Source organism: Nonomuraea mesophila (assembly GCF_004352805.1).
GTDB lineage: Bacteria > Actinomycetota > Actinomycetes > Streptosporangiales > Streptosporangiaceae > Nonomuraea > Nonomuraea longispora.
On record NZ_SMLD01000164.1, the window covers coordinates 1 to 20,811 of the forward strand.

Consider the following 20,811-nt stretch of genomic DNA (forward strand, 5'->3'; position numbering starts at 1 on the left):
GGCGTCGTGGGTGGGCGGCGGGCGCGCCCCTGGCCGCTCCTTCGAGGTGCCGTGCCAGCTCTTCCGCGGCCATCCGGTTGGCCGGGCTCTTGGCGAGCAGCCGGTTGAGGGTCGGTTTGAGCCGGACGGCCCGGGTCATCGGGGCCGGGGGCGCGGTGAGGATCGCGAACCTGGTCGCCTCCTCGGTGCTTCTGTGGAACGGCGGGCGCCCCTCCAGGGCCGTGTAGAGCGTGGCCCCGAGCGACCACAGGTCGGCCGCCGGGCCGACCGGCTCACCGCGGATGCGCTCGGGGGCGATGAAGTCGGGGGTGCCGACCACGTGGCCGAGCACGGTGATGCGCTCGTGCCCCTCGATGGTGGCGATGCCGAAGTCGACGAGGACGACCGAGCTGGAAGCGGTGATGAGGATGTTGTCCGGCTTCACGTCACGGTGAAGCACCCCTTCGGCGTGCGCGGCGGCGAGCGCGTCGAGTGCTTGGGCGCCGATGCGCACCACGGCGGACTCGGACAGCGGCGCCCTCTGGATGAGCGTGCCGAGCAGCGTGCCCTGGACGTAGTCCATCACGATCCACGGCCCGTCGGGGGCGTCGATCACGTCGTGGACGCGGACGATGCCGGGGTGGTCGATCCTGGCCAGGGCCTGCGCCTCGCGTACGGCCCGCGCCTTGAGCTCGGGCAGGCGCCCGATGTCGGCGCGCACCTGCTTGAGCGCCACGACGCGGTCGAGCTTGCAGTCACGGCCGCGCCAGACCCAGCCCATGCCTCCGCCGCCCAGTCGCGCCTCGATGACGAACCGGCCGGCGACGCGCTCACCAATCATCGTTCAGCCCGGCGTACTCCTCCCGCCCGCCCGTGGCGGCCGTCCGCGAGGCGCGGTTGTCCCTGAGGTTGCGCAGCGCCTCGTCCTCGAAGCTCCTGGTCTCGTGGTGCTCGTGCCGCGGCGGCGGGAACGGGGTGCCGGCGTCGTGGTAGGCGTCGGGTGGCGGCTCGTCCACGGTGTACGACCGGGTCGGGCCGTCCCGCCCGGCCCCGCGCGCGAGCCGCCGGTCGGCCTCGTTGATCTCGTCGATGACGGCGTTGACCTCCTTCCTCTCCAGAGCCGCCACGATGGTGTCGTAGCTGCCGGGTCGCTGCATCAGCTTGACGATGATCGGCAGACACTCGATGAGCAGGATGAACAGGAACAGCAGGAGCCTGGCCGCGCTGAGGGTGGCGTTGTCCCGCGACACCCGGCTGAGCGCCTCCAGCCGCAGCATCAGGCCGTCGGATCCGCTCATCTCGGCACTGAAGTCGTCTCTCAGCGCGGCCTGCTGCCCGGTCAGTTTGGCCAGCTCGGCCTGTACGCCGCGCAGGTCCTGCTCCGCCTGGGCCAGCCTGCTCGCCTTGCCGTCCCTCTGGGTGTCGCTGAGTTGCTGCCTGCGCCGCTCGATCTGCCGGTCGAGGTCCTTGGCCCGGTCGCGGGCCCCGATGTACGCCTCCTCCGCCGCCTTCGCGAGAGGGCCCTGCCCTTTCTTCGCGCATTCGGGCGGACCGATGTACAGCTGGCACTGCCATTCCTGGTAGAACTTGTCGCGCTGCTTGACGGCCTGGGCGCGCGACTTGGAAAGCTCCTGGATCCGGGGGTCGTCGGCCGGGTCGAGCGGGCTCTCACCGCGTGAGGCGATCACGGCTTCGAGGGCCGTGGCCGACTTCTCCAGCTCGGCGATGCGCCGGCCGGTCTCGCCTCCCTGCTGCACGCGGGTGAAGGCGTCGGTGCGCTCCTGCTGGATGTCGACGATCTCGGCGTCGATCTCGGGCTTGAAGATCTGCAGGACCAGCGGCGTGGAGATGACGGCGCCCAGCAGCAGCGCGAGGGCCACCCGGGGCAGGGCGAGCCAGAAGCGCCGTCCGCCCTGGGCCGGCAGGGACGTGACGAGCCACCGGTCGAGGCTCAGGATGGCGACGCCCCAGACGAGGCCGATCAGGACGGCGAGCGGCGTGAACACCTTGAGCGCCGAGGCGAGCGCGAACGTCATGGAGATGGCGGCGACGCAGGCCGTGGTGAGGATGGCGCCACCCATGCCATGGAACCTGGCGCGCTCTCCCTGGCACTTGTCCAGCACTTCCGGCCGGGCACCCGACAGGACGATCAACCATCTACCGATCACATGCCACCCCGGGGGAAAGGGACAGGACGCGGCACAACCTATCCCGTGAGTAATCCACTGACTACCATAAACAACCGGCAATCATGATTTATAACAAGAGGATAAATGTCGACTCGCCACGACCTCGCTGGTCAGGGTCGCATAAAGCACCATAAATCGTACAAAAGGTAAGATCTTGGACGAGCGGGGAGATTTTTGCACCATTTCGCAGAGGGCGGGTTGCGTGGCGAGCTCGCCGAGCTGATCGGAACGTTCGGGGAACGGCTGGCCGTCGTGGAGATCGACGCCGCCGGCATCCGCGTCTTCGAGGTCCACGCCGACGAGGTGGGCGCCACCCGCCACACGCGCAGAGCCTCCGCCAAGTGGTCCACCCTGACCGCCTCCGGCGAGGAGGTCCTCGACGCGGTGCACAGGATCGCCCGGGATCTGATCTCCGCCGACGAGGCCGACCCCGTGGTGATAGTACGCTCCGGCGACGGGCACGAGCAGGAGGCGGCGCTGAGCGCGCTGCGGCGGTGGCGGCCCTCGGCCCGCCTGGTCGAGGCGCCCGGGGTGAAGGTCGGGGAGCTGCTCGGCGAGCTGGCCGCCGAGGCGCCGTTGCGGCAGACGTACGACCTGATCGTGGCCAGGGAACGCGCGCAGGACGGCAGGCTGGAGCTCGTGGGCCGGCGGCTCTTCGGCGCCGGCGCGAAGCCCGGCGACGCGACCACGGTGACCGTGACGTGCACCGACGCGAGCGGCCTGCTGCTCGCGGTGTCCGCGTGGTCGGGCCCGCTCCAGCCCTCCGAGCTGGTGTCGGCCCACCACGCGCCCCTGCCGCGGGGACGGCACGTGCTCCGGGCGGTGCTGGAGCGTCCCGGCCTGGTCCGGTTTCCCGAGATCCCCGGCCTCCAGCCGGACACCCGTACATGGGAGGAGGTCGTGGCCACGCTGCCGGCCCGGCTGCAGCCCGCGCCCGGGCCGGGGCACCTCGTGTGCGCCATCGAGACGGCGGGCACGCGGGAGGAGTTCGAGGCCCGCTGCCACTGGGCCGGCTACGTCATCGACGTCCTCGCCGAACGCCGCCAGGACCAGCAGCAGCTCCAGGTGTCGGTCGTCGGGTACGGCACCCACGTGTACGGCACCCGGCGCGCCGACCGCAGCCGCCCGGCCTTCGCCGCCTGGTCGGCGTCCACGGCCCAGGCGCGCGCCGCCCTCGAGTCCCTGCGGCCCACCACGCCGACCTACCCGCACGCGGCCCAGCTGGAGGACATGCTGGCCGAGGTGAGCGCCCGCCTGCTCGGGCAGCCGGCGCACACGCGGACGGCGCTGCTCACCATCGGGGCGCGGCCCCCGCACCCGCCGCGGTCCGGCCTCGACCGGGTGCCGGCCTGCCCCCAGCGCTACGACTGGCTGGCGCTGCTGCGCGAGATGGAACAGCGCCACGACCTGAGGAGCGCGGTCATCTGCGACCGCCCGCCCGCCGCGCCCACGTCGCCCTGGCACCGGCTCGGCTCGACCGCGGTGTTCCGGGTGGACGCCGTCAACGCGGAAGAGCTCGCGTTCCGGCTCGGGCTGGTGTCCGAGCCCGCGAAGGTGCTCTCCCTTCCCTTCGTTCCCCAGAGTGAGGACAGCGGTGGCCGAAACTGACTCCGCCCCTGGAGATCCCGAGCGCGGGCGCGAGCCCGACATCGCGATGTGGGGCGCCTCGGGCAGCGGCAAGACCGCCTTCCTCGCGGCGCTGAGCATCGCACTGAACAAGTCCCGCGACGCCGGATGGCGGCTCATCGGGGAGAACCCGGTGTCCCGGACAGAGCTGGCCAAACTGCGCAACACGCTGCTGCAGGCCCGTACGTTCCCCGCCCCGACGGAGGCCCTCACCTACTACAGCTGGATGATCATCGGCCCTCCGGAGACGCGCCGGCGGTGGTGGTGGCCGTGGACGGCCCCGCCGGCGAAGGCCCCGAAGATCAAGCTCGACTTCCTCGACCTCCGGGGCGACCTGTACGCCGAGTCGGAGTCGAACATCGACAAGCAGGCCCTGATCACCAGCCTCGTCAGGAGCCGCGGGCTGCTCTACATGTTCGACCCCGACCGTGAGGCCCGCGTGGGCGACGCCTTCAAACACCTCGACGCCGCCCTGCACGAGGTCGCCGGCCGGATGCTCGTCGGCGACGAGTACGCGGACGGCAAGCTGCCCCACTACATCGCGGTCTGCATCACCAAGTACGACGACCCCCGGGTGCTGAGGATCGCCATGGAGGAGGGGTTCACGGAGCGGGACCCCGGCGACGAGCTGCGCATCCCCCACGTGCCGGCCGACCGCGTGCGCGACTTCTTCCGGCTGCTGTGCCAGGAGTCGTACGACCACAACACGGAGACGATCCTCGACCTGATCGAGGCCTTCTTCCACAAGGACCGCATCCGCTACTTCGTGACGTCGTCGGTCGGCATGTTCATCGACGAGGAACTCGGCCGCTTCGACCCCGACGACTTCCTCAACGTCATCGACAACGCGGGCGGCGGGCTGACGATCAGGGGCGCCGTCCGCCCGATGAACGTCATGGAGCCCGTGATCTGGCTCGGCGGCATGCTCAGGCCGGGCGCGATCGGGAACCGGCGATGGAACGGCTGACCGCGCACTGGGCGATCCTCGGCAAGACGCCGGAGAGCCTGGACGACTACGGCGTGATCCGCTGCAGCTCGGGGGCGATCACCCACGAGGAGTTCGGCATGTGGCTCAAGGCCTTCACCTCCGGCACCATGGAGCCGAAGGCCCTGCCCCGCGTGGCGACCAGCTACTTCACCGCCGGCCCCGGCGACGAGCCGTGGCTGGGGCTGTCCCTGCAGCAGGAGCCCGACTCCCAGGACGGCTTCGCCCGCCCGTACGCGATGACGTACTACGTCTGCGCGCGCTGGGCCGACGTCGTCGCGGGGCGGAGCAGGGTGTCCTACCGCGCCCTGTACGAAGCGCTGGCCGGCCAGGACTTCTCCGGCGACGCGCCGTTCCTGCTGTCCCCGGCGGCCTACGACGAACGCCACCTGGCCGCGCAGGTGAACACCACGGCGCGGCGGGCGGCGGGGCTCCTGCTCACCGGCAGGCCCGTCTGCGTGGTGCGGGCCGGCCACCTCCCGCCGGACCGCCGGCTCGACTTCCTGGACGCCGTGGCCGCGCTGCTCCCGTACGGGTTCCGTCACACGCTGGCGGTCTCCACCTGGACCAACAGCGCTTCCCTGCACCGGATCCGGCTCTCGTTCGCCGAGGTGCCGCCCACGCACGGCACGTGGGAGCTGCCGTGGGAGTCGGACGAGCGGCCGGCGTCATACCCGCCGGAGGCCCTGGCCTACGAGAAGGAACTTGAGCGTTACCAGGGGGATGACCTCGGCGACCTGATGGGCTGGCTCGGCACGCTGGTGGAGCCGGGCGACCTCGGCGACCCGTCGCACCGCGCGGCGGCGGCCAGGTTGCTGCGCGGCGAGGCGTGGTCCCCCGGCGGGCGGTCCGCCGCGCAGCCGCCGCGACCCTCGGTGGAGCAGGTGCTGCGCCAGTGCCGCGAGAGCATCGCGAAGGCCGACGAACGGCGGCTCGGCGAGCTCACCACGCTGCTGGCGGAGCGGGCCCGTGACCGGGTGACCGACCAGGACCGCAGGACCTACCGCGTGTTCGTCAGGGCGAACCCCATCCGCCCGCCGGCGCGGATGAACGCTTCGGCCGTCCTGTGCGACTTCTTCGAGGTGCTGCTGCGGCTGCTGTACGCGGCGCGGATGCGGGCGGCCGACGTCGAGGAGATGCTGGTCGATCTGGGCGTCCCGCACCGGCCCGGCGCCGCTCCGCCGCCGGCGGTGCTCGCCGCGATGGGCAGGCTGCTGCCGTCGAGCGCCCCCTCGGGGAGGTTGCTCATCGCGCACCTGCGGGGCCCCGAGCACCTGCACAAGGTGCTCGCCACCATGTCGGAGGACGAGCTCTGCGACGTCGCCGTACGGTCCCGCAACCGCAAGGTGCTGGAGATCGTGCTCGACGAGGCGGACCGCCGCGCGCTGCCCAGTGACCCGCGCGGCATGGAGGCCGTCAGGTACGCGCTGGCGCGGCACCGCTACCTCATCGAGGCGATCAGCTCCGTGCACGCGGCCGAGGAGAGCGTGCTCCGCTACCGCGACGTGCTCCAGGTGGGCCATCGCCGCCACCTGACGAGGGCCGACATCAAGGAGATCCTGGCCGACCTGGACAGCCCTCCCAGGACGTTCCTGCTCGCGATGATGACCCTCTGCGCGCCGGGAACGGCCCCGGCCCTGCTCCACACCATGGCCGACAGCACCGTACGCGAGCTGAGCCTGACCGGGAGCCCCGTCGCCGACGACGTCAGGACCGGCATCGACCGGATGTTCTCACGGGAGGGCGGCGGCGACGGCCGGGCGGCGCGATACCGCCGGGGCGCGGGCGTGCGCCGGCTGGGCCCGGTCTCCACGCTCGGCAAGGTCCTCGCCGCCGCCTCGGTCGTCATCGTCGCCGCCGCCGCCCTCACCCTGTGGTTGTGGCCCTGACCATCAGCGCCGGTGGCCCCGGCGACCGCCGGCGCGTCAGATCCGCAGCCGTGGCCAGGCGGCGGGTCAGATCCGCAGCCGTGGCCAGGCGGCGGGTCAGATCCGCAGCCGTGGCCAGGCGGCGGTGTCGCGGAGCAGCCGGCGGTCGTGGGTGGCCAGCACCACCGCCGCGGCCGTCGCGGACAGCGCCTCCGTCAGCTCGTCGACCAGCGCCATGGACAGGTGGTTGGTCGGCTCGTCGAGCAGGATGACGTGGGGCCGCCCGGCCAGCAGGATCGCCAGGTCGAGCCGGCGTTGCTGGCCGACCGACAGCTCGTGCACCGGCCGGTGCGCGGCCTCGGAGGGCAGCAGCCCGAGCTGTGTGAGCCCGACCCGGTCGCTTTCGTGCAGCACGCCGGAGCCGACGAGCCGGCCGACCGCGGCCTCGTACACCTCGAAGGCGCGACGCCGCGACGGCGGCGGCGACTCCTGGGCGAGCAGGCCGATCCGCGCGCCCCGCCGGCGCTGCACGGTCCCCGAGTCGGGCTTGAGCCGCTCGGCGAGCACGGCGAGCAGGGTCGATTTGCCCGAGCCGTTGGGCCCGGTCACCACGAGGCGCTCGCCACCGCGCAGGTGCACCGATCGGGGCGGGTCGAGCCGGCCGGCCACCGTGACGTCGTCGGCCCGCAGGAGCGTGACGCCCGGCGTCGCCTCCAGCCGCGGCGGCTGGAAGCGCAGCGGCGGCCTGGGCACGTCGAGCACGTGCGACTCCAGCGCCTCCCGCCGCCGGTGCACGGCCCGCACCAGCGCGGGCGCGCGGGTGGCGCGGGTGTGCTTGCCGGTGCCCTTGTCGGGCCGCCATCCGGTGATCAGGCGGTTCTGGGCGGCCGAGAGGTCCTGCGAGAGCCGCTGACGCTCGTTCTCCTGGTCGCGGTAGGCGAGCTCCCAGCGTTCCCGTTCGGCGCGGTGGCCCTCGCGGTAGCCGTCGTAGCCGCCTCCGTACGTACGGGGCAGCCCGTCGCTGGTGGGGTCGAGGTCGAGCACGGTGGTGACGACGTCGGCGAGCAGCGCGCGGTCGTGGCTGACCAGTACGACCCCGCCCGGGTGCGCCCGCAGCCGGGCGGTCAGATGGTCGAGGCCGCTCGCGTCGAGGTGGTTGGTCGGCTCGTCCAGCAGCAGCAGGTCGTGCCCGGCGCCCAGCAGGCCGGCGAGCCGGATCCGGTAGCGCTGCCCGACGGACAGGCCCGCCAGGGGACGGTCGCGGTCGCTGACGGCTCCGAGCGCGGCGAGCGAGACGTCGACGCGGCGGTCGGCGTCCCACGCGCCGAGGGACTCGGCGGCGGCGAGCGCGTCCGCGTAGTCCTGCTCGGCGCCCGGGCGTTGGTGCTCGAGCGCGCGCGTCGCCGCGTCGAACGCGCGCAGCACGGCCCGCACCTGCGTGAGCTCGACGTCGATCAGGTCGCCGACCGTGCGGTCGTCGGCGGCGGGCAGTTCCTGGTCGGCGACGCCGACGGTGCCGACCCGGGTGATCGAGCCGGAGTCGGGGGCCAGGGTGCCGGCGAGCACGTGCAGCAGTGTGGTCTTGCCGCGGCCGTTCTCGCCGACCACGCCCAGGCGGTCTCCGGGGGAGACCGTGAGGTGGACGCCGGTCAGGACCGGTCTGCCACCGCGGGCGATACGCACGTCGGTGGCGCTGAGATGGGCCCGCGCACGAGCCGGTAGGGACATGGCGGTGGACACGCTTCCTCCAAGGACCGGGCTCGCGCGCAGGGGCACGCCCGGTGAGAGACGAGAGCTGACGACGGAGTGATCCGGCCGCGCCCGGGCCCGTCGATCAGGGCAGAACCGGGTCGGCTGTGGCGGCCGGCGTCGTCATCCTCAGAGGAAGAACAGGTATTGCACGTGTCCACTATAACGGCGGCCGGCTCCGTGGGTGCGGCGGTGGGCCGGCCTCCGCAACGCCGTCTCCTAGCGGGCCGCCGGCCCGGCCTCGCGCGCCACCTGCTCCAGCCTGGCGCGGTAGGCCTCCCACCACGCCGGATCCCCCTGTGGCAGGTTGTCGTTGCCCTGCTGCATCCCGGCGGCCCCGTCGATCAGCTCGCGGACGATGTCGGCGTGCCCGGCGTGCCGGTTGGTCTCGACGATCATGTGGGTGACGATCCGGCCCAGCGTCACCCGGCGGCCCTTCTCCCCCCACCACGGCACCGCGCCGACCGCGTCGATCGCCAGCGCGTCGATGGTCGCGTCGGAGTGGGCCCACACCCGGTGGTAGAGACCCACGATGTCCTCGCGCGACTCGTCGGCGGTGGCCCACATGTCGGCGTTGGGCTCGGCGGCCTCCGACATCCACGGCAGCGGCTCGGGGAACGGACGGTCGAAGACGCCGCCGAGGTAATCCGCCTCCGTGCCGGCGACGTGCTTGACCACACCCAGCAGGTTGGTGCCGGTGGGCGTCAGCGGGCGGCGTACGTCATAGTCGGACAGGCCGTCGAGCTTCCACACCAGGGCCTCGCGGGCACGCTGCAGGTAGAGGCGGAGATCAGACTTCAGTTCGAGTTCGTTCATGAATGCATCCTGGCAGGCGCGGCGCCCCCCGCGGACGCGCACTCCGTCACCGTGGATCGACCTCGGGCAGCCGCTCCCAGTCGGGCCGGTCGAAGTAGGCGCGGGTCTCCCTGACGATGAGCCCGGAGAGTATGAGGAGGCCGACGAGGTTGGGCAGTGCCATGAGCCCGTTCATGATGTCGGAGAACGTCCACACGGTCTGCAGCTCGAGCACCGTGCCGACGAAGATCAGCACGATGAACACCAGCCGGTACGGCACCACCGCGACCCTGCCGAAGAGCCGGTCCATGCAGCGCTCGCCGTAGTAGGCCCAGCCGAGCAGCGTCGAGAACGCGAAGAAGACCAGGCCGATCGTCACCACGATGCCGCCCCACTGGCCGGGCAGGCCGTGGCTGAAGGCCAGGGTGGTGAGCGGGGCGCCGTCCTCGCCGGTGGTCCAGGCTCCGGTGACGATGATGGTCAGGCCCGTCATGGTGACCACGACCAGCGTGTCGATGAACGTCTGGGTCATCGACACGAGCGCCTGCCGCACCGGGCTGTTCGTCTTGGCCGCCGCCGCCGCGATGCCGCCGGTGCCGAGGCCCGACTCGTTGGAGAAGATGCCGCGGGCCACGCCGTAGCGGATGGCCAGCAGGATGCCCGAGCCGGCGAACCCGCCGGTGGCCGCGGTGCCGGTGAAGGCGTCGGTGAAGACCAGAGCCAGCGCCCCCGGCAGGTTGCCGACGTTGGCGATGATGATCCACATGGCGCCGATGATGTAGAGGACGATCATCACGGGGACGAAGGCGCTGGTGACCGCGCCGATGCTCTTGATGCCGCCCAGGATGACGATCGCGGCGAGCACCGTGATGATGCCGCCGGTCAGCCACATGGGAACACCCCACTGCGAGTTGATCGCGTCGGCCACGCTGTTGGACTGCACCATGTTGCCGATGCCGAACGCCGCGATCGCGCCGAAGACGGCGAACAGCACGCCCAGGATCGCGCCGAACCTCCCGCCGACCCCGTAGGTGAGGTAGAACATCGGGCCGCCGCTCTGCTCACCCTTCGCGTCGGTACGGCGGAAGCGCACGCCGAGGAACGCCTCGGAGTATTTCGTCGCCATGCCGACCAGGCCGGTCACCCACATCCAGAACAGCGCGCCGGGGCCGCCGAGGTGGATGGCCGTGGCGACGCCCGCGATGTTGCCGACGCCCACGGTGGCCGCCAGGGCCGTCGACAGGGCCTGGTAGTGGGTGATGTCGCCCACGCCCTCGGCTTCCTTGCGCCGGATGAGCGCGAGCCACAGGGCGTAGAAGAGTTTGTGGAACTGCAGGCCGCGCAGCACGATCGTGAGATAGAGGCCCGTCAGCAGAAGCAGGGGGATCAGCAGGAACGGTCCCCAGACGAAGTCGGAGATCGCGGACAGAATGTCTTGCACCCCATGCTCCTCACACGTATGTGTGCAGGCAGGCCCCACCCCCCCGCACGGCACAGCAAACCCCGCCCATTATGTCCACGTGATCCACTGGTACGCACGGACACGCCGGGCCTGGAGCTCCGGGTGGGTCAGTGGACGGCGCGACGGCATGAGAAGGCCGCCGCCTGCCGGGCTGCCGCACGGACGACGGCACGGGCGGCGGCACGGTCCGCGGCACGGTCGGCCGGGCCGCGGTGGTGCTCGAACGGATCGTGCGCCCTGACCAGGTGGTGGTGGAACGCCTGAGGCGCCGTTCTCTGGGCGGTGACGCGCACCGGCTCGGGCACGTGGAGCGCGGCCTGCTCGCGGGCATAGAGGCGGATCAGCTCGGACATGCGGTAACGGCGGAACCCGCCACGTTCGAGCAGCCGGGCGTTCAGGAGCCGGTCGAGCGCGGCCTCCGCGCGCGGTTCGGGCCAGCCGGTGACAGCGGACGTGGCGGCGGCCGTGTGGGTGCCGGTGCCCATGAGCCCCAGCAGGTGGAAGGCGTGGACGGCGTCGGGCTCCGCCCGCAGGTGGTGCAGGCCGGCCGCGATGTTGTCGCGGATCGACAGGTCGGCGTGTTCGAGCACGTCGAGCCGGCGGGTGTCGTCGGCCAGCTGGGCGGCCAGCGTGGCCAGCCGCCGGTCCGGCCTGCCGGCCAGACGCGCCGCCGAGATGCGCAGCGCGAGGGGCAGCCCGTTGCAGAGCCGCACGATCCGCTGCGCCGCGACCGGCTCGGCGGCGACCCTCGCGGGGTCCACGATCCGGGCGAGCAGCCCGGTGGCCTCGGCGTCGGCGAGCCTCGTCAGGTCCAGCCGGTTCGTGTCGTCGGACAAGGCCATGACCTGCCTGCTGGTGATGACGGCCGCGCACTTCGGCCCCGCGGGGACGAGCAGCCTGACCTGGGCCGCGTCGAGCGCGTCGTCGAGGACGACCAGCAGGTTGCGCGTCGAGGTCAGCTCGCGGTAGCGGGCCGCGGCCTCTTCCAGCGAGGACGGTACGGCGGCGCCGTCCACCCCGAGGGAGCGCAGCAGCCGGCTCAGCGCCTCGTACGGCGTCAGCGGCGTGCGCCCGGCGCCGGCGGCGCGCAGGTCCAGGTAGAGGACGCCGTCGGCGAACCCGTCGGCGACACCGTGCGCGGCGTGCACGGCCAGCGCGGACTTGCCGACCCCTCCCGCGCCGTGGACGGCAACGACGGCCGGCCGCCCCGGCACAGCGCTGGTGAGCGCCCGGCGCACCCAGGCGATCTCCGCGGTGCGGGCGGTGAACGCCCGGGTGTCCGCGGGAAGCTCGTGCGGGACGGCGGCCCTGACGAGGGTGGCCCGCTGCGCCGGGGACGAGAGGTCGAGCGCGGGGTCGCGCCTGAGCACAGCCTGCTGGATGCGCTGCAGCACCTCGCCCGGCTCGACGCCCAGCTCGCCGACCATGACGCGGCGCGTCTCCTGGTACACCTCCAGGGCTTCGCACGGCCGCGACGCCCGGTACATCGCCAGCATCAGCTGGGCGCGCGGCCGCTCGCGCAGCGGGTACGCCTCGGCGTGCGCGGTGAGCACCGGCACCACCGCGTGATGGTCGCCGGACTCCAGCCGCAGGTCGATGTGGTCCTCGAGCGCGGTCAGGCGCTCCTCCTCCAAGTGGGCGCACGCGGCCTGCGCCCACGCGCCGGGCATGCCCTCCAGCGCGGTGCCCCGCCACAACGCCAGAGCCCGCCGGAAGAGCTCGTCCGCCGTCGCGATCTCCCCCTTGACCCGCGCGGCCCGCGCCCGGCGCGTCATGCACGTGAACAGGTGGGCGTCGATGCTCTCGCGGGGAAGGTCGAGCTGGTAGCCGCCGGGGACCGTCGCGATGATCTCGTCGTCCTGGTACGGCTGCAGGAGCCCGCGCAGCTTGGACACCACGATGTGCAGCTGCTTGCCCGCCGTCCTGACCGTGCCGTGGCCCCACACGTCGTCGAGGAGCCGGTCCGCGGTGACCACCCGGCCGGCGCTGAGAGCCAGCCGGGCCAGCACTCCCACGCGCCGCAGCCCGGCCAGCTTCACCGGCTCACCGTTCGCCATGACGTCCCATGGCCCGAGAAACCTGATCTCCAGTCCCATTTGCGCTTCCCCTGTCCGGGACCGCGCCCGGCACGTACGAATGACTCGGACGCGAACGGGCCCCACTCGCCGGCCGGCGCTGATCGATCACTCCCCCACGGGTTCCCGCGCAGTCCGCGGGCCGTCGCCGGCACGCCCGTCGGGCCGCGGCTGCCGGTCAGTCTAGGAAGGCACGGGCGGGACCGGTGTCCGGTGAACGCCCTACAACGCGGCCGTGGTGTCGTTGAGCTCGGCGAGCGTGATGAGACCGTCGTCGAGGGCGCGGCCGACCAGTTCGCTCTTGGTACGGGCGGCCCGTCCGACGTTGGCGTACTTCACCCGTACGCGGGCGATGTAGGTGTCGACGGTCTTGACGGTGATGTTGAGCTTCGCGGCGACGAGTTCCTTGGACGAGGCCACGAACCACGCCCGCAGCACCTCGGTCTCGCGCTGGGACAGGCGCGGCCGGCCGGGAGCGTCGTCGGCGATGAGCGCCCCGGACAACGACGGCGCGGTGTAGGGCTCGCCCCGCGCGGCCGCGCGGATCGCGGGCACCAGGTGGTCGGGGCCCTCGCGCTTGGTCAGGTAGGCGAGCGCGCCGAGGTCGACGCACTTGATCGCGGTGGCGTCGTCGGTGTGCTGGGAGTAGACGATCACGCGCCGGCCGTTGTCGACCAGCCGGCGCAGCTCGCCGAAGTCCGGCCTGCGCGGCACCAGCTCCAGGTCGAAGATGACCACGTCGGCGTCGGCGCCGGGTCCGGTCCACACGTCGGCGAGCCGGTCACCGGCGTCGATGAGCGTGATCGGCGGCACGGCCTCGGAACACCAGGCACGGACGCCTGCGGCGATGGCCGCGTGGTCGTCGACGATCACCACGGTGATCAGCTCACCGGCAGTGCGGCCGGTTTCCGGGTCGCCTGCGGAGTGGGCTGCGGGGTCGGCTGCCATCGGACCTCCATCCATACCGTGTCGTCGTTGGTCACCGTCTCGACGTGCACCCCGGGTGTCACCGGTTCCGGCACGTCCACCTCGCCGCTGTCCGCGACGACGCTCACCGACACCAGGTCCGTGCCGCCGACGACCGCGATGCGGGCCCGGGATGCGGCGCCGGCCAGCACGCTCAGCACCGGCTCGGTGAGGTCGCGCCGGACCGCCACGGGCGGCGTCGGCCACTGTCCGCGAGCGTCCAGCTCCACCACGACGCCCTTGCGGTCGGCGACGTCGGCGCAGTGGCGCAGCTCGTGCAGCAGCGGGTTGGCCACGGTGTCGGTCTCGGCGAACAACCTGCGCATGCGGCCCGCCTCGATCGCGCAGCGCCGCTGGATCGCCGGGTCCTCCGGTCGGAGCGAGCCGTCGGCGAGCCCTTCGAGCAGCGGGACCGTGGTCGCCGACAGCTCGGCCAGCCGTTGCTGCCTGCGCCGATGGGACTCCGCCGCGATCGCCTCGGAGATACGTACCCGCTCGATCTCGGCGCGGGAGGCCGCAGCCGCCGCGCTCAGCGAGTTGAACACGGCCGCCACCACGGCCACGCACAGGGGAAGGCCGATCACGGTCACCGAGCCGGTCGCGAACCTGGCCAGGTCCCCCCGGTTGGGGTCCACGGTGACCAGGTGCACCAGGGCGGTCAGGTCATGGGCGACCAGGAACGCCACGGCGGCCCGCAGGGGACGGTCGAGCAGCACGACCAGGCCCACCCAGTTGGCGGCCCCGAAGATCCAGTCGACGCTGGTCGAGGTGCGCCCCTCGGGCAGGGTCACGTACGAGAGGACCGACGCGGCGAGCACGGCGGCGACGGCGACCTGGCGCAGCCGTCCCCATGTCCGCCGCCGCAGGAGCAACACGGCCTCGCCGGCGAGCACGGCCGCGAGGACCGCCAGCGCGGCCAGTTGCGCGAGCGGCACCGGGTACCCGCCGAGGTGGCGCAGGATGCTGGGCACCCCCTGCCCGCCCACCGTCCCCAGGACGATCAGCAGCGTCGCGAGCCGCAGGCCATGCCGCAGCTGCGCTCGCGTCATCTCCTCGGCCGCTTCACTCATCGGCGCGCCATTCGAGCCTCACGAGGGTGCCCGCGCCCTCGGCCGAGGTGATCGTGGCCGTGCCGCCGATGCGGCTCATCCTGCCGCGTACGGACTCGCGCAGGCCCCGCCGGGTGCCGGTCACGGCGTCGGGCGAGAACCCCTTGCCCCGGTCGGCGACGTCGAGCCGCAGCGACCGGGCGTCGCCGCTCAGCCGGACGGCGGCGCTGGTCGTGCCCGCGTGGCGGCGTACGTTGGTGAGCGACTCCCTGGCCGCGTCGGCGATCGCCCTGGCGACCTCGAACGGCAGCCGCAGCGCGTCCGGGGCGTCGAACTCCACGGTCAGCTGCACGGAGTCGAGGTCGGCGCGTAACAACTCGACGAGGTCGGCGTGCTCGGGGGCCCGCCCGCTGTCGGAGCGCAGCCGGTCGAGGTCGCGGCTCGCCTGCGGAGGCAGCCACTCCGCGTCCGAGCGCACCTGCCCGATGCCGACCATCAGCAGCGTCGTTGCGGCCGTGTCGTGCAACGAGTTGCCGAGCTCGCGTTCCTCGGCCCGGACCGCCTCGGCCACCTGCGACTCGGCGCGCGCGCGTACGGCCTCGGCCGCCGCCCGGTCCGCGCGCCGGGCGGCGCGGTGCACGAGCACCCAGGCCGCTCTGGACAACCCCGCCGCCGGCATCGCCCACACCGTCCCCGTGACCAGGCTGTTGTCCACCTCCGCAGCCCCGGCCACGGTGAGCAGGCCGACCGCCCCGCCGCCCATCGCGAGCGCGGCCAGACCGCCCGCGAGCGGAGGGGCGTGCCACTGGCACGTCACGCAGGCGAACGTGATGAGCAGCCGCAGCCAGCCGGTGTTGCGGTCCTCGACGGCGTCGGTCATGAAGATGCTCGTGTACAGGCCCACCAGGACGACCACGTCGAGGGCGACCGGCGCGTGCCCGCGGCCCGCGCGTAACCACCAGGCGTAGCCGCAGGTCCACGCCGCGGCCACGCCGGCCGCCACCGCGGTGCCCGCGAAGTTCTCGGGCGGGGCGCGGAACAGGGCGATCGCGACGATCGGGGCGATCGTGGCCAGGCGCACCGCGGCCGCGTACCGGCGGCCGAAGCGCTCCAGCAGCCGCGCCGCCTCACCAGCCACCCGTCACCTCGCCGCCTGCTCCGTCGGCGCCTTGGCGCCTGCTCCTTCGCCGCCTGGCCCGTCCGCCGCCTGATCCCTCTCACCGCACTGTGAGGCAGCCTAACGAGTCGCCGCACCCACCGCCGTCAGTTGATCAACTCACTTGCGCGGGCGGCGTACGGTGAAGCGCGCCGTGGCGAACCGGTAGGCCACCCTGGCGGTCGTCAGCCGGCAGGCGCGCTTGACCTCGGTCACCGTGCGGGCCTCGGGCTCGGGCAGCCGCCACAGCGGGACACGCTGGTGGGTCACCCCGGCGTTGTTGACCCAGATGTCGACGCGGCCGTAGCGGCGTACGGCCTCGTCCCAGAGCGCCTGCACCTGGGCGCGGTCGGTGACGTCGGCCACGAGGGCGGGCACGCCGAGCTCGGCGGTGACCCCGGCGACGCCGGCCTGGCCGGTGCCGCACACCATCACCTGGTGGCCCTGCTCCAGCAGCGCGGGCCAGGCCGCGCCCGATGCCGCGGGTGCCCCCGGTGATCACGACCTTCTTCATGCCCCGTGGTCCTCCCGGGCCGCCACGGTGGCCTCGATGCCGCGGGTGAGGAACCTGACGACGGTCTTCCGCTCCCCCGGGCCGAACTCCTCGACGGCGGCGGTGAGGTGGCGCCCGAGCGGGGCGAAGAAGCCGCGCGCCAGCTCGGCCGCGCGCTCGGTGATGACGACCTCGACCTTGCGGCCGTCGGTGGCGCTGCGTCGGCGTACGACGTGGCCTGCCTGCTCCAGCCGGTCGATGAGCGCGGTCGTGGCGGGCGCGCTGAGGTTGAGCTTGCCTCCGAGCTCGCCAGGCGAGAGCGCGTGACCGGCGAGGTGCGCGTCCTGGATCTCCACCAGGGCGTTCATGTCGGTGCGGTGCAGGCCGTGGGCGACGGCGAAGCCCTCGACGAACCGGTCGCTCTCCACGTTGAGCCGGCGAATGAGCACCATCACCTCGTACGGGGTCACAACCCTCCTTATATATTTCGATGGTGGAACTACCCTACGGCAAGAGGCATGCGCTGAGCTCGGTGAGGCCGGGCACGGCGCTGGCGGCCGGGGTCGCGGGCAGCGCCCTGCTGACCGGCCTGATCTGGCTGCTCGGCCAGCGCTTGCACGGCATCACGCTCCTGCCCGACCAGGGTGCCTCCTGGTACTACTGGAAGCTGCCCGAGCCCACCGTGTGGACACGGTTGTCGGCATGGGCGGGATACGCAGCCCACCAGGTCGCGTTCTGGTGGATGATCCACTACGCCCGGACCAGGGTGCGCCGGCACACCACCGGCCTGCACCCGATCAACGTCGTCGCCCTCGCCGTCAACGCCGGTTTCGTGGCCCTGCACACGCTGCAGACCCACCTCTTCTACGACGGCCTGGCGCAGGACGTGTCGATCTACAGCTCCCAGGGCTCGGTCGTGCTCCTGCTGGTCGTCGTCCTGCTCATGGAGAACCGCCGCCGCGGCCTGTTCCTCGGCAGGCCGGCGCCCCTCGGCAGGGAGATCGTCGACTTCGCCCGCCGTTACCACGGCTACCTGTTCAGCTGGGCGGCGGTCTACACCTTCTGGTACCACCCGGCGGAGGCCACCAGCGGCCACCTGATCGGCTTCTTCTACATGTTCCTCCTGCTGTTGCAGGGCAGCCTGTTCCTCACCCGCGCCCACACCGCCCGCTGGTGGACGCTGACGCTGGAGCTGACGGTCGTGGTGCACGGCACCCTCGTGGCCGTCATGACCTCAGGCCCCGACGGGATGTGGCCGATGTTCCTGTTCGGCTTCCTCGGCGTCTTCGTGATCACCCAGATGCACGGGCTCGGACTCTCGCGCGCCGTGCGCTGGTTGCTGGCCGCCGGCTACGCGGGCGCCCTCATGATCGTGTACGCACTCCGCGGCGACCTGCTCGGCGGGCCCGGTGAGGCGATCAGGATCCCGGCCATCGAGTATGTGCTGGTCGGCGTGCTGGCCGTGCTGCTGTGGGCGGGGTTGCGCGTCGCCAGGCTCATGCGCGGCCCGCGTACGTGACCCTCGGAGACGACCAACCGGATTCGGATGATGACAGAGGGTTATGTTTCTTTCATGTTGGCACACCGTCCGACAAGGAGCCTCATGCCGATCCTCGCCCGGCCCGCCGCCGTCTTCCTGCTGCTCGTACTCACCGGCTGCGCCACCACGCCCAGCGCGCCCACCGCGCCCAGGACGCCCGCCGCGCGCCTCCCCGCGTCACCCGGCGCGCCCGCCACGGGCCAGGAAGAGACACCCGCCGGGCTCCGGGCCGCCGACGGGCGCGAGCTGCCGGCGTGCGAGGACGCCGACTGCGAGATCGAGGTCCGGTCCGGCGACGAGCTCACCATCGACCAGCGCTTCGGGGTGCGGCGGCTGGCCATTGGCGCCTTCGGCCCGGACGGAGCGCGGATCACGCTCAAGGGATCCGCGGGGAAGCTGAGCGTCCAGGGCATGAAGGGCAGCATCAGCAGCAACTGCGTCAACGGCCGCTGCCGCGACGAGGGCAAGCTGGTGCTCGCTCCCGGGGAGAGCGGCCGCATCAACGACATTCGGCTCGACCTCACCCACCTCTCCGGCGACCGCGCCGTCCTGCGCCTCACCCCCCGCTGACGGCGGCCAGCCTCCCGGGCGGATGAACGCGTACGTCTGAGGGCTCGCAGGCGGACGACGGCGCTCCGGGACGCCGCCTCCCGCCGATCCGCACGTCCGGTGACGCCCGGGGGCGTGCGCCGGTTATAACCTAGGACGACGATGACCGGACCAGCGGCCGAGCCCCACCCCACCAAGGCCGACCTCGCCTACCTGCGGGTCAAGGAGCTCATCCTCTCCGGCGAGCTGCCGCCCGCCTCCGTCATCGCGCAGGCGCGGCTGGCCCGCGCCATCGGCATCAGCACCACTCCGCTGCGCGAGGCCCTGCGCCGTCTCAAGAGCGAGGGGCTGGTCGAGCTGGACGCCCACCGCGACGCCCGCGTCGCCCCGCTCGCCGCCGAGGAGGCACGCGACCTGCTGGAGCTGCGGCGTTCCCTCGATCCCCTCGCGGTCGCGCTGGCCGCCGAGCGCCGTACGAGAGCCGACATCGCCGCGATGCGCGCCGCCACGCAGGAGCTGGAGCCGCTGCCCGCCGACCCCGCCCACGTGCACCTCGCCGCCCACCGCAGGTTCCACCGGGCCCTCTACGCGGCCTCGCACAACGACCTGCTCATCCAGACGCTCGACAGCCTGTGGGACAAGGCGGACCGCTACCGCCGGCTCGCGCTGGAGGCCGAACGCGGCCAGGACGACCGCGACCGCAAGGCCGCCGAGCACGAGGCGCTGGTCGAGCTGGTGGTCGCGGGTGACGCCGAAGGCGCGGCCGCCGTCATGCGCCGGCACATCGACACCAGCCTCGGCGCCCAGGCCGCCCGGCGACTGCTCGACGACCCGCCCGGCGAACCCGCCCGGCGACTGCTCGACGACCTGCCCGGCGGGCCCGTCTGATCCGCGCTCTCGTCACGCGGCCGGAACCGGGATTGACTGGATCTCTGACCATGACCTCGAACCCGAGGACAACGTATGAGAAGAGTCCTGCTCGCCCTCGTCCTGGCCCTCGTCCCCGCGCTGACCGTTCCGCCGCCGGCGCACGCCCGGCCGCCCGCGGTCATCTTCGACACCGACATGGACTTCGACGACGCGGCCACCCTCGCCTACCTCGCCCAGGAGCACCGGGCCCGCCGCATCGACCTGCGCGCCATCACCGTGACCGGCAACGGTGCCGGCTTACCCGGCCGGGCGATCCGGCACGCGCGGTGCCTGGCCGAACGGCTCGGCCTGCGCGACGTCATGATCGCCGACGGGTCGGAGACCGGGCCCAACGCGTTCCCCGCCGACCTTCGCCAGTTGTTCGACAGGGTGCTCGAAGCGGCGACCCCGGGATGCTCCGGTGACGAGACGCCCTCGCGGGTGCGCGCCCCCCAGCTGATCGCGAAGGTGCTGCGCGCCGGCCCGTCCACGCAGATCATCGCCACCGGCCCGCTCAGCAACGTCGCCGCCGCCCTGCCCTCCTCCGCCTCCCGGCTGACCTCGATGGGCGGGGCCGTGAAGGTGCCGGGCAACCTGTGCTGCGGCACCCCGCCGGAGTTCGACGGCACGCAGGAGTTCAACTACTGGCTCGACCCCGCCGGCGCGCGGGCGGCACTCACCCGCAGCAGGGGCGAGGTGCGCATGGTGTCGCTGGACGCCGCCAACGAGGTGCCCATCACCGCCGCGTTCCTCGACCGGCTCGGCGCCGACCACCACACTCCCGCCGCCGACACCGTGCTGGAGATCGTCACCCACCCCGAGGTCCGGCCGCTGATCGACGACGGCCTGCTCTACTGGTGGGACCCGCTGGCCGCCATGAGCGCCGTACGTCCCGGGCACGTCGAGTTCACCAGGGGGCGCGTGGACGTGGTGCTGGACGGCCCGTCCGCCGGCCGTACGATCCTGTCGCCAAGGGGGCGCCTGCTCGCCTACGGCGTCACCGCCGGCACCGCCGCCTTCGAGCGACGTTTCCTCGACACCCTCAACGGGCGGTAGCCGTCTACGTCGTCTGTCTCGGTCGGCCCTGCCGGAATGCCCCGGACGGAACGGGTCGGATGACCACGAGAGACCCCGGCGTTTCCGGCTGGCCGCCGGGATCTGCGGCCATAGACCGCGCAGACAGCGAGCCTTAGTCGACCTCAGGACGACGCCAGCCGCTGTGTCGCCATCTGCTCCTACCTGTTATCCCTGTTCAGCGACCCCGCACCTGAGCGCCGAGGACATCACCCTGGGCTACAAGCAACTGCTGGAGGTGGAGATCTGTCAAGCACAATGCACCGATAACTACAGCCTGGCGTATAGAGCGGGTGTTCAGCTGTCGGTGACTGGTTCGTCGGGTGGGGAAGCGTTCGTCTGCTGCC

At 72.6% G+C, this 20,811-nt stretch carries 18 protein-coding genes; 7 read left to right on the top strand and 11 right to left on the bottom strand.

Translation table 11 applies throughout. The features are described from left to right. Both E1295_RS38730 and E1295_RS38735 read right to left on the bottom strand, forming a co-directional pair. Nucleotides 1-820 (bottom strand): serine/threonine-protein kinase (locus E1295_RS38730; protein WP_132638690.1); only part of this gene is annotated, 820 nt, incomplete at its 3' end. Continuing rightward, on the bottom strand, nucleotides 810-2,147 hold the full coding sequence (locus E1295_RS38735) for a DUF4407 domain-containing protein (RefSeq protein WP_132638692.1): 1,338 nt from the start codon (nucleotides 2,145-2,147) through the stop codon (nucleotides 810-812). The genes E1295_RS38735 and E1295_RS38730, both read right to left, overlap by 11 nt. Before the next feature lie 195 nt (nucleotides 2,148-2,342). Between E1295_RS38735 and E1295_RS38740 the strand changes: the two genes are divergently transcribed. From E1295_RS38740 to E1295_RS38750, 3 genes are read left to right on the top strand one after another with little or no spacing between them, the layout of a single operon-like run. Beyond that, nucleotides 2,343-3,776, top strand: a complete 1,434-nt coding sequence (locus tag E1295_RS38740) for a hypothetical protein (protein ID WP_132638694.1) — start codon at nucleotides 2,343-2,345, stop codon at nucleotides 3,774-3,776. Continuing rightward, nucleotides 3,763-4,761 (top strand): hypothetical protein, encoded by a 999-nt coding sequence (locus E1295_RS38745; protein ID WP_132638696.1) that lies wholly within the window; start codon nucleotides 3,763-3,765, stop codon nucleotides 4,759-4,761. Before E1295_RS38740 ends, E1295_RS38745 begins: the two co-directional genes overlap by 14 nt. Further along, nucleotides 4,749-6,668 (top strand): hypothetical protein, encoded by a 1,920-nt coding sequence (locus E1295_RS38750; RefSeq protein WP_132638698.1) that lies wholly within the window; start codon nucleotides 4,749-4,751, stop codon nucleotides 6,666-6,668. Before E1295_RS38745 ends, E1295_RS38750 begins: the two co-directional genes overlap by 13 nt. Nucleotides 6,669-6,764: 96 nt before the next feature. Here E1295_RS38750 and E1295_RS38755 read toward each other — a convergent pair whose 3' ends face one another. The 9 genes from E1295_RS38755 to E1295_RS38795 form a co-directional block, all read right to left on the bottom strand. Then, a complete protein-coding gene (locus tag E1295_RS38755; protein WP_132638718.1) occupies nucleotides 6,765-8,375 on the bottom strand; it encodes an ABC-F family ATP-binding cassette domain-containing protein in 1,611 nt (536 codons plus the stop codon). Between the two features lie 240 nt (nucleotides 8,376-8,615). Next, nucleotides 8,616-9,212 carry a DinB family protein gene (locus E1295_RS38760; protein WP_132638700.1) on the bottom strand — a complete coding sequence of 199 codons (597 nt, stop codon included), beginning with the start codon at nucleotides 9,210-9,212 and terminating at the stop codon, nucleotides 8,616-8,618. Between the two features lie 46 nt (nucleotides 9,213-9,258). Then, on the bottom strand, nucleotides 9,259-10,632 hold the full coding sequence (locus E1295_RS38765; RefSeq protein ID WP_132638702.1) for an alanine/glycine:cation symporter family protein: 1,374 nt from the start codon (nucleotides 10,630-10,632) through the stop codon (nucleotides 9,259-9,261). Nucleotides 10,633-10,760: 128 nt separating this feature from the next. Next, nucleotides 10,761-12,749, bottom strand: coding sequence for an AfsR/SARP family transcriptional regulator (locus E1295_RS38770; protein WP_132638704.1), 1,989 nt, complete (start codon nucleotides 12,747-12,749; stop codon nucleotides 10,761-10,763). Nucleotides 12,750-12,950: 201 nt separating this feature from the next. Next, a complete protein-coding gene (locus E1295_RS38775; protein ID WP_132638706.1) occupies nucleotides 12,951-13,676 on the bottom strand; it encodes a response regulator in 726 nt (241 codons plus the stop codon). After that, nucleotides 13,610-14,764 (bottom strand): hypothetical protein, encoded by a 1,155-nt coding sequence (locus E1295_RS38780; protein ID WP_132638708.1) that lies wholly within the window; start codon nucleotides 14,762-14,764, stop codon nucleotides 13,610-13,612. Before E1295_RS38780 ends, E1295_RS38775 begins: the two co-directional genes overlap by 67 nt. After that, complete coding sequence (locus E1295_RS38785; protein ID WP_132638710.1) at nucleotides 14,757-15,881, bottom strand: sensor histidine kinase; 1,125 nt, start codon at nucleotides 15,879-15,881, stop codon at nucleotides 14,757-14,759. The genes E1295_RS38780 and E1295_RS38785 overlap by 8 nt, the downstream gene beginning before the upstream one ends. Before the next feature lie 138 nt (nucleotides 15,882-16,019). Next, nucleotides 16,020-16,331 (bottom strand): SDR family oxidoreductase, encoded by a 312-nt coding sequence (locus E1295_RS38790; protein WP_246080866.1) that lies wholly within the window; start codon nucleotides 16,329-16,331, stop codon nucleotides 16,020-16,022. A 78-nt stretch (nucleotides 16,332-16,409) separates the two neighbouring features. Next, on the bottom strand, nucleotides 16,410-16,862 hold the full coding sequence (locus E1295_RS38795; RefSeq protein WP_220449109.1) for a MarR family winged helix-turn-helix transcriptional regulator: 453 nt from the start codon (nucleotides 16,860-16,862) through the stop codon (nucleotides 16,410-16,412). 20 nt (nucleotides 16,863-16,882) lie between these two features. Between E1295_RS38795 and E1295_RS38800 the strand changes: the two genes are divergently transcribed. The 4 genes from E1295_RS38800 (at nucleotide 16,883) to E1295_RS38815 (ending at nucleotide 20,446) form a co-directional block, all read left to right on the top strand. After that, nucleotides 16,883-17,911: a hypothetical protein gene (locus E1295_RS38800; RefSeq protein ID WP_246080868.1), complete on the top strand. Its 1,029-nt coding sequence runs from the start codon at nucleotides 16,883-16,885 to the stop codon at nucleotides 17,909-17,911. Nucleotides 17,912-17,995: 84 nt separating this feature from the next. Then, nucleotides 17,996-18,502: a hypothetical protein gene (locus tag E1295_RS38805; RefSeq protein ID WP_132638712.1), complete on the top strand. Its 507-nt coding sequence runs from the start codon at nucleotides 17,996-17,998 to the stop codon at nucleotides 18,500-18,502. 141 nt (nucleotides 18,503-18,643) lie between these two features. Beyond that, complete coding sequence (locus tag E1295_RS38810) at nucleotides 18,644-19,369, top strand: GntR family transcriptional regulator (protein WP_132638714.1); 726 nt, start codon at nucleotides 18,644-18,646, stop codon at nucleotides 19,367-19,369. Between the two features lie 75 nt (nucleotides 19,370-19,444). Then, nucleotides 19,445-20,446 carry a nucleoside hydrolase gene (locus tag E1295_RS38815; protein WP_132638716.1) on the top strand — a complete coding sequence of 334 codons (1,002 nt, stop codon included), beginning with the start codon at nucleotides 19,445-19,447 and terminating at the stop codon, nucleotides 20,444-20,446. The last annotated feature ends 365 nt before the right edge of the window (nucleotides 20,447-20,811 follow it).

Excerpts from the sequence above, each read along its gene's own strand:
- E1295_RS38750 (WP_132638698.1), top strand. The coding sequence starts at position 4,749 with ATGGAACGGCTGACCGCGCACTGGGCGATCCTCGGCAAGACGCCGGAG.
- E1295_RS38755 (WP_132638718.1), bottom strand. The coding sequence starts at position 8,375 with ATGTCCCTACCGGCTCGTGCGCGGGCCCATCTCAGCGCCACCGACGTG.
- E1295_RS38760 (WP_132638700.1), bottom strand. The coding sequence starts at position 9,212 with ATGAACGAACTCGAACTGAAGTCTGATCTCCGCCTCTACCTGCAGCGT.
- E1295_RS38770 (WP_132638704.1), bottom strand. The coding sequence starts at position 12,749 with ATGGGACTGGAGATCAGGTTTCTCGGGCCATGGGACGTCATGGCGAAC.
- E1295_RS38775 (WP_132638706.1), bottom strand. The coding sequence starts at position 13,676 with ATGGCAGCCGACCCCGCAGCCCACTCCGCAGGCGACCCGGAAACCGGC.
- E1295_RS38780 (WP_132638708.1), bottom strand. The coding sequence starts at position 14,764 with ATGAGTGAAGCGGCCGAGGAGATGACGCGAGCGCAGCTGCGGCATGGC.
- E1295_RS38790 (WP_246080866.1), bottom strand. The coding sequence starts at position 16,331 with ATGGTGTGCGGCACCGGCCAGGCCGGCGTCGCCGGGGTCACCGCCGAG.
- E1295_RS38800 (WP_246080868.1), top strand. The coding sequence starts at position 16,883 with ATGGTGGAACTACCCTACGGCAAGAGGCATGCGCTGAGCTCGGTGAGG.
- E1295_RS38805 (WP_132638712.1), top strand. The coding sequence starts at position 17,996 with ATGCCGATCCTCGCCCGGCCCGCCGCCGTCTTCCTGCTGCTCGTACTC.
- E1295_RS38810 (WP_132638714.1), top strand. The coding sequence starts at position 18,644 with ATGACCGGACCAGCGGCCGAGCCCCACCCCACCAAGGCCGACCTCGCC.
- E1295_RS38815 (WP_132638716.1), top strand. The coding sequence starts at position 19,445 with ATGAGAAGAGTCCTGCTCGCCCTCGTCCTGGCCCTCGTCCCCGCGCTG.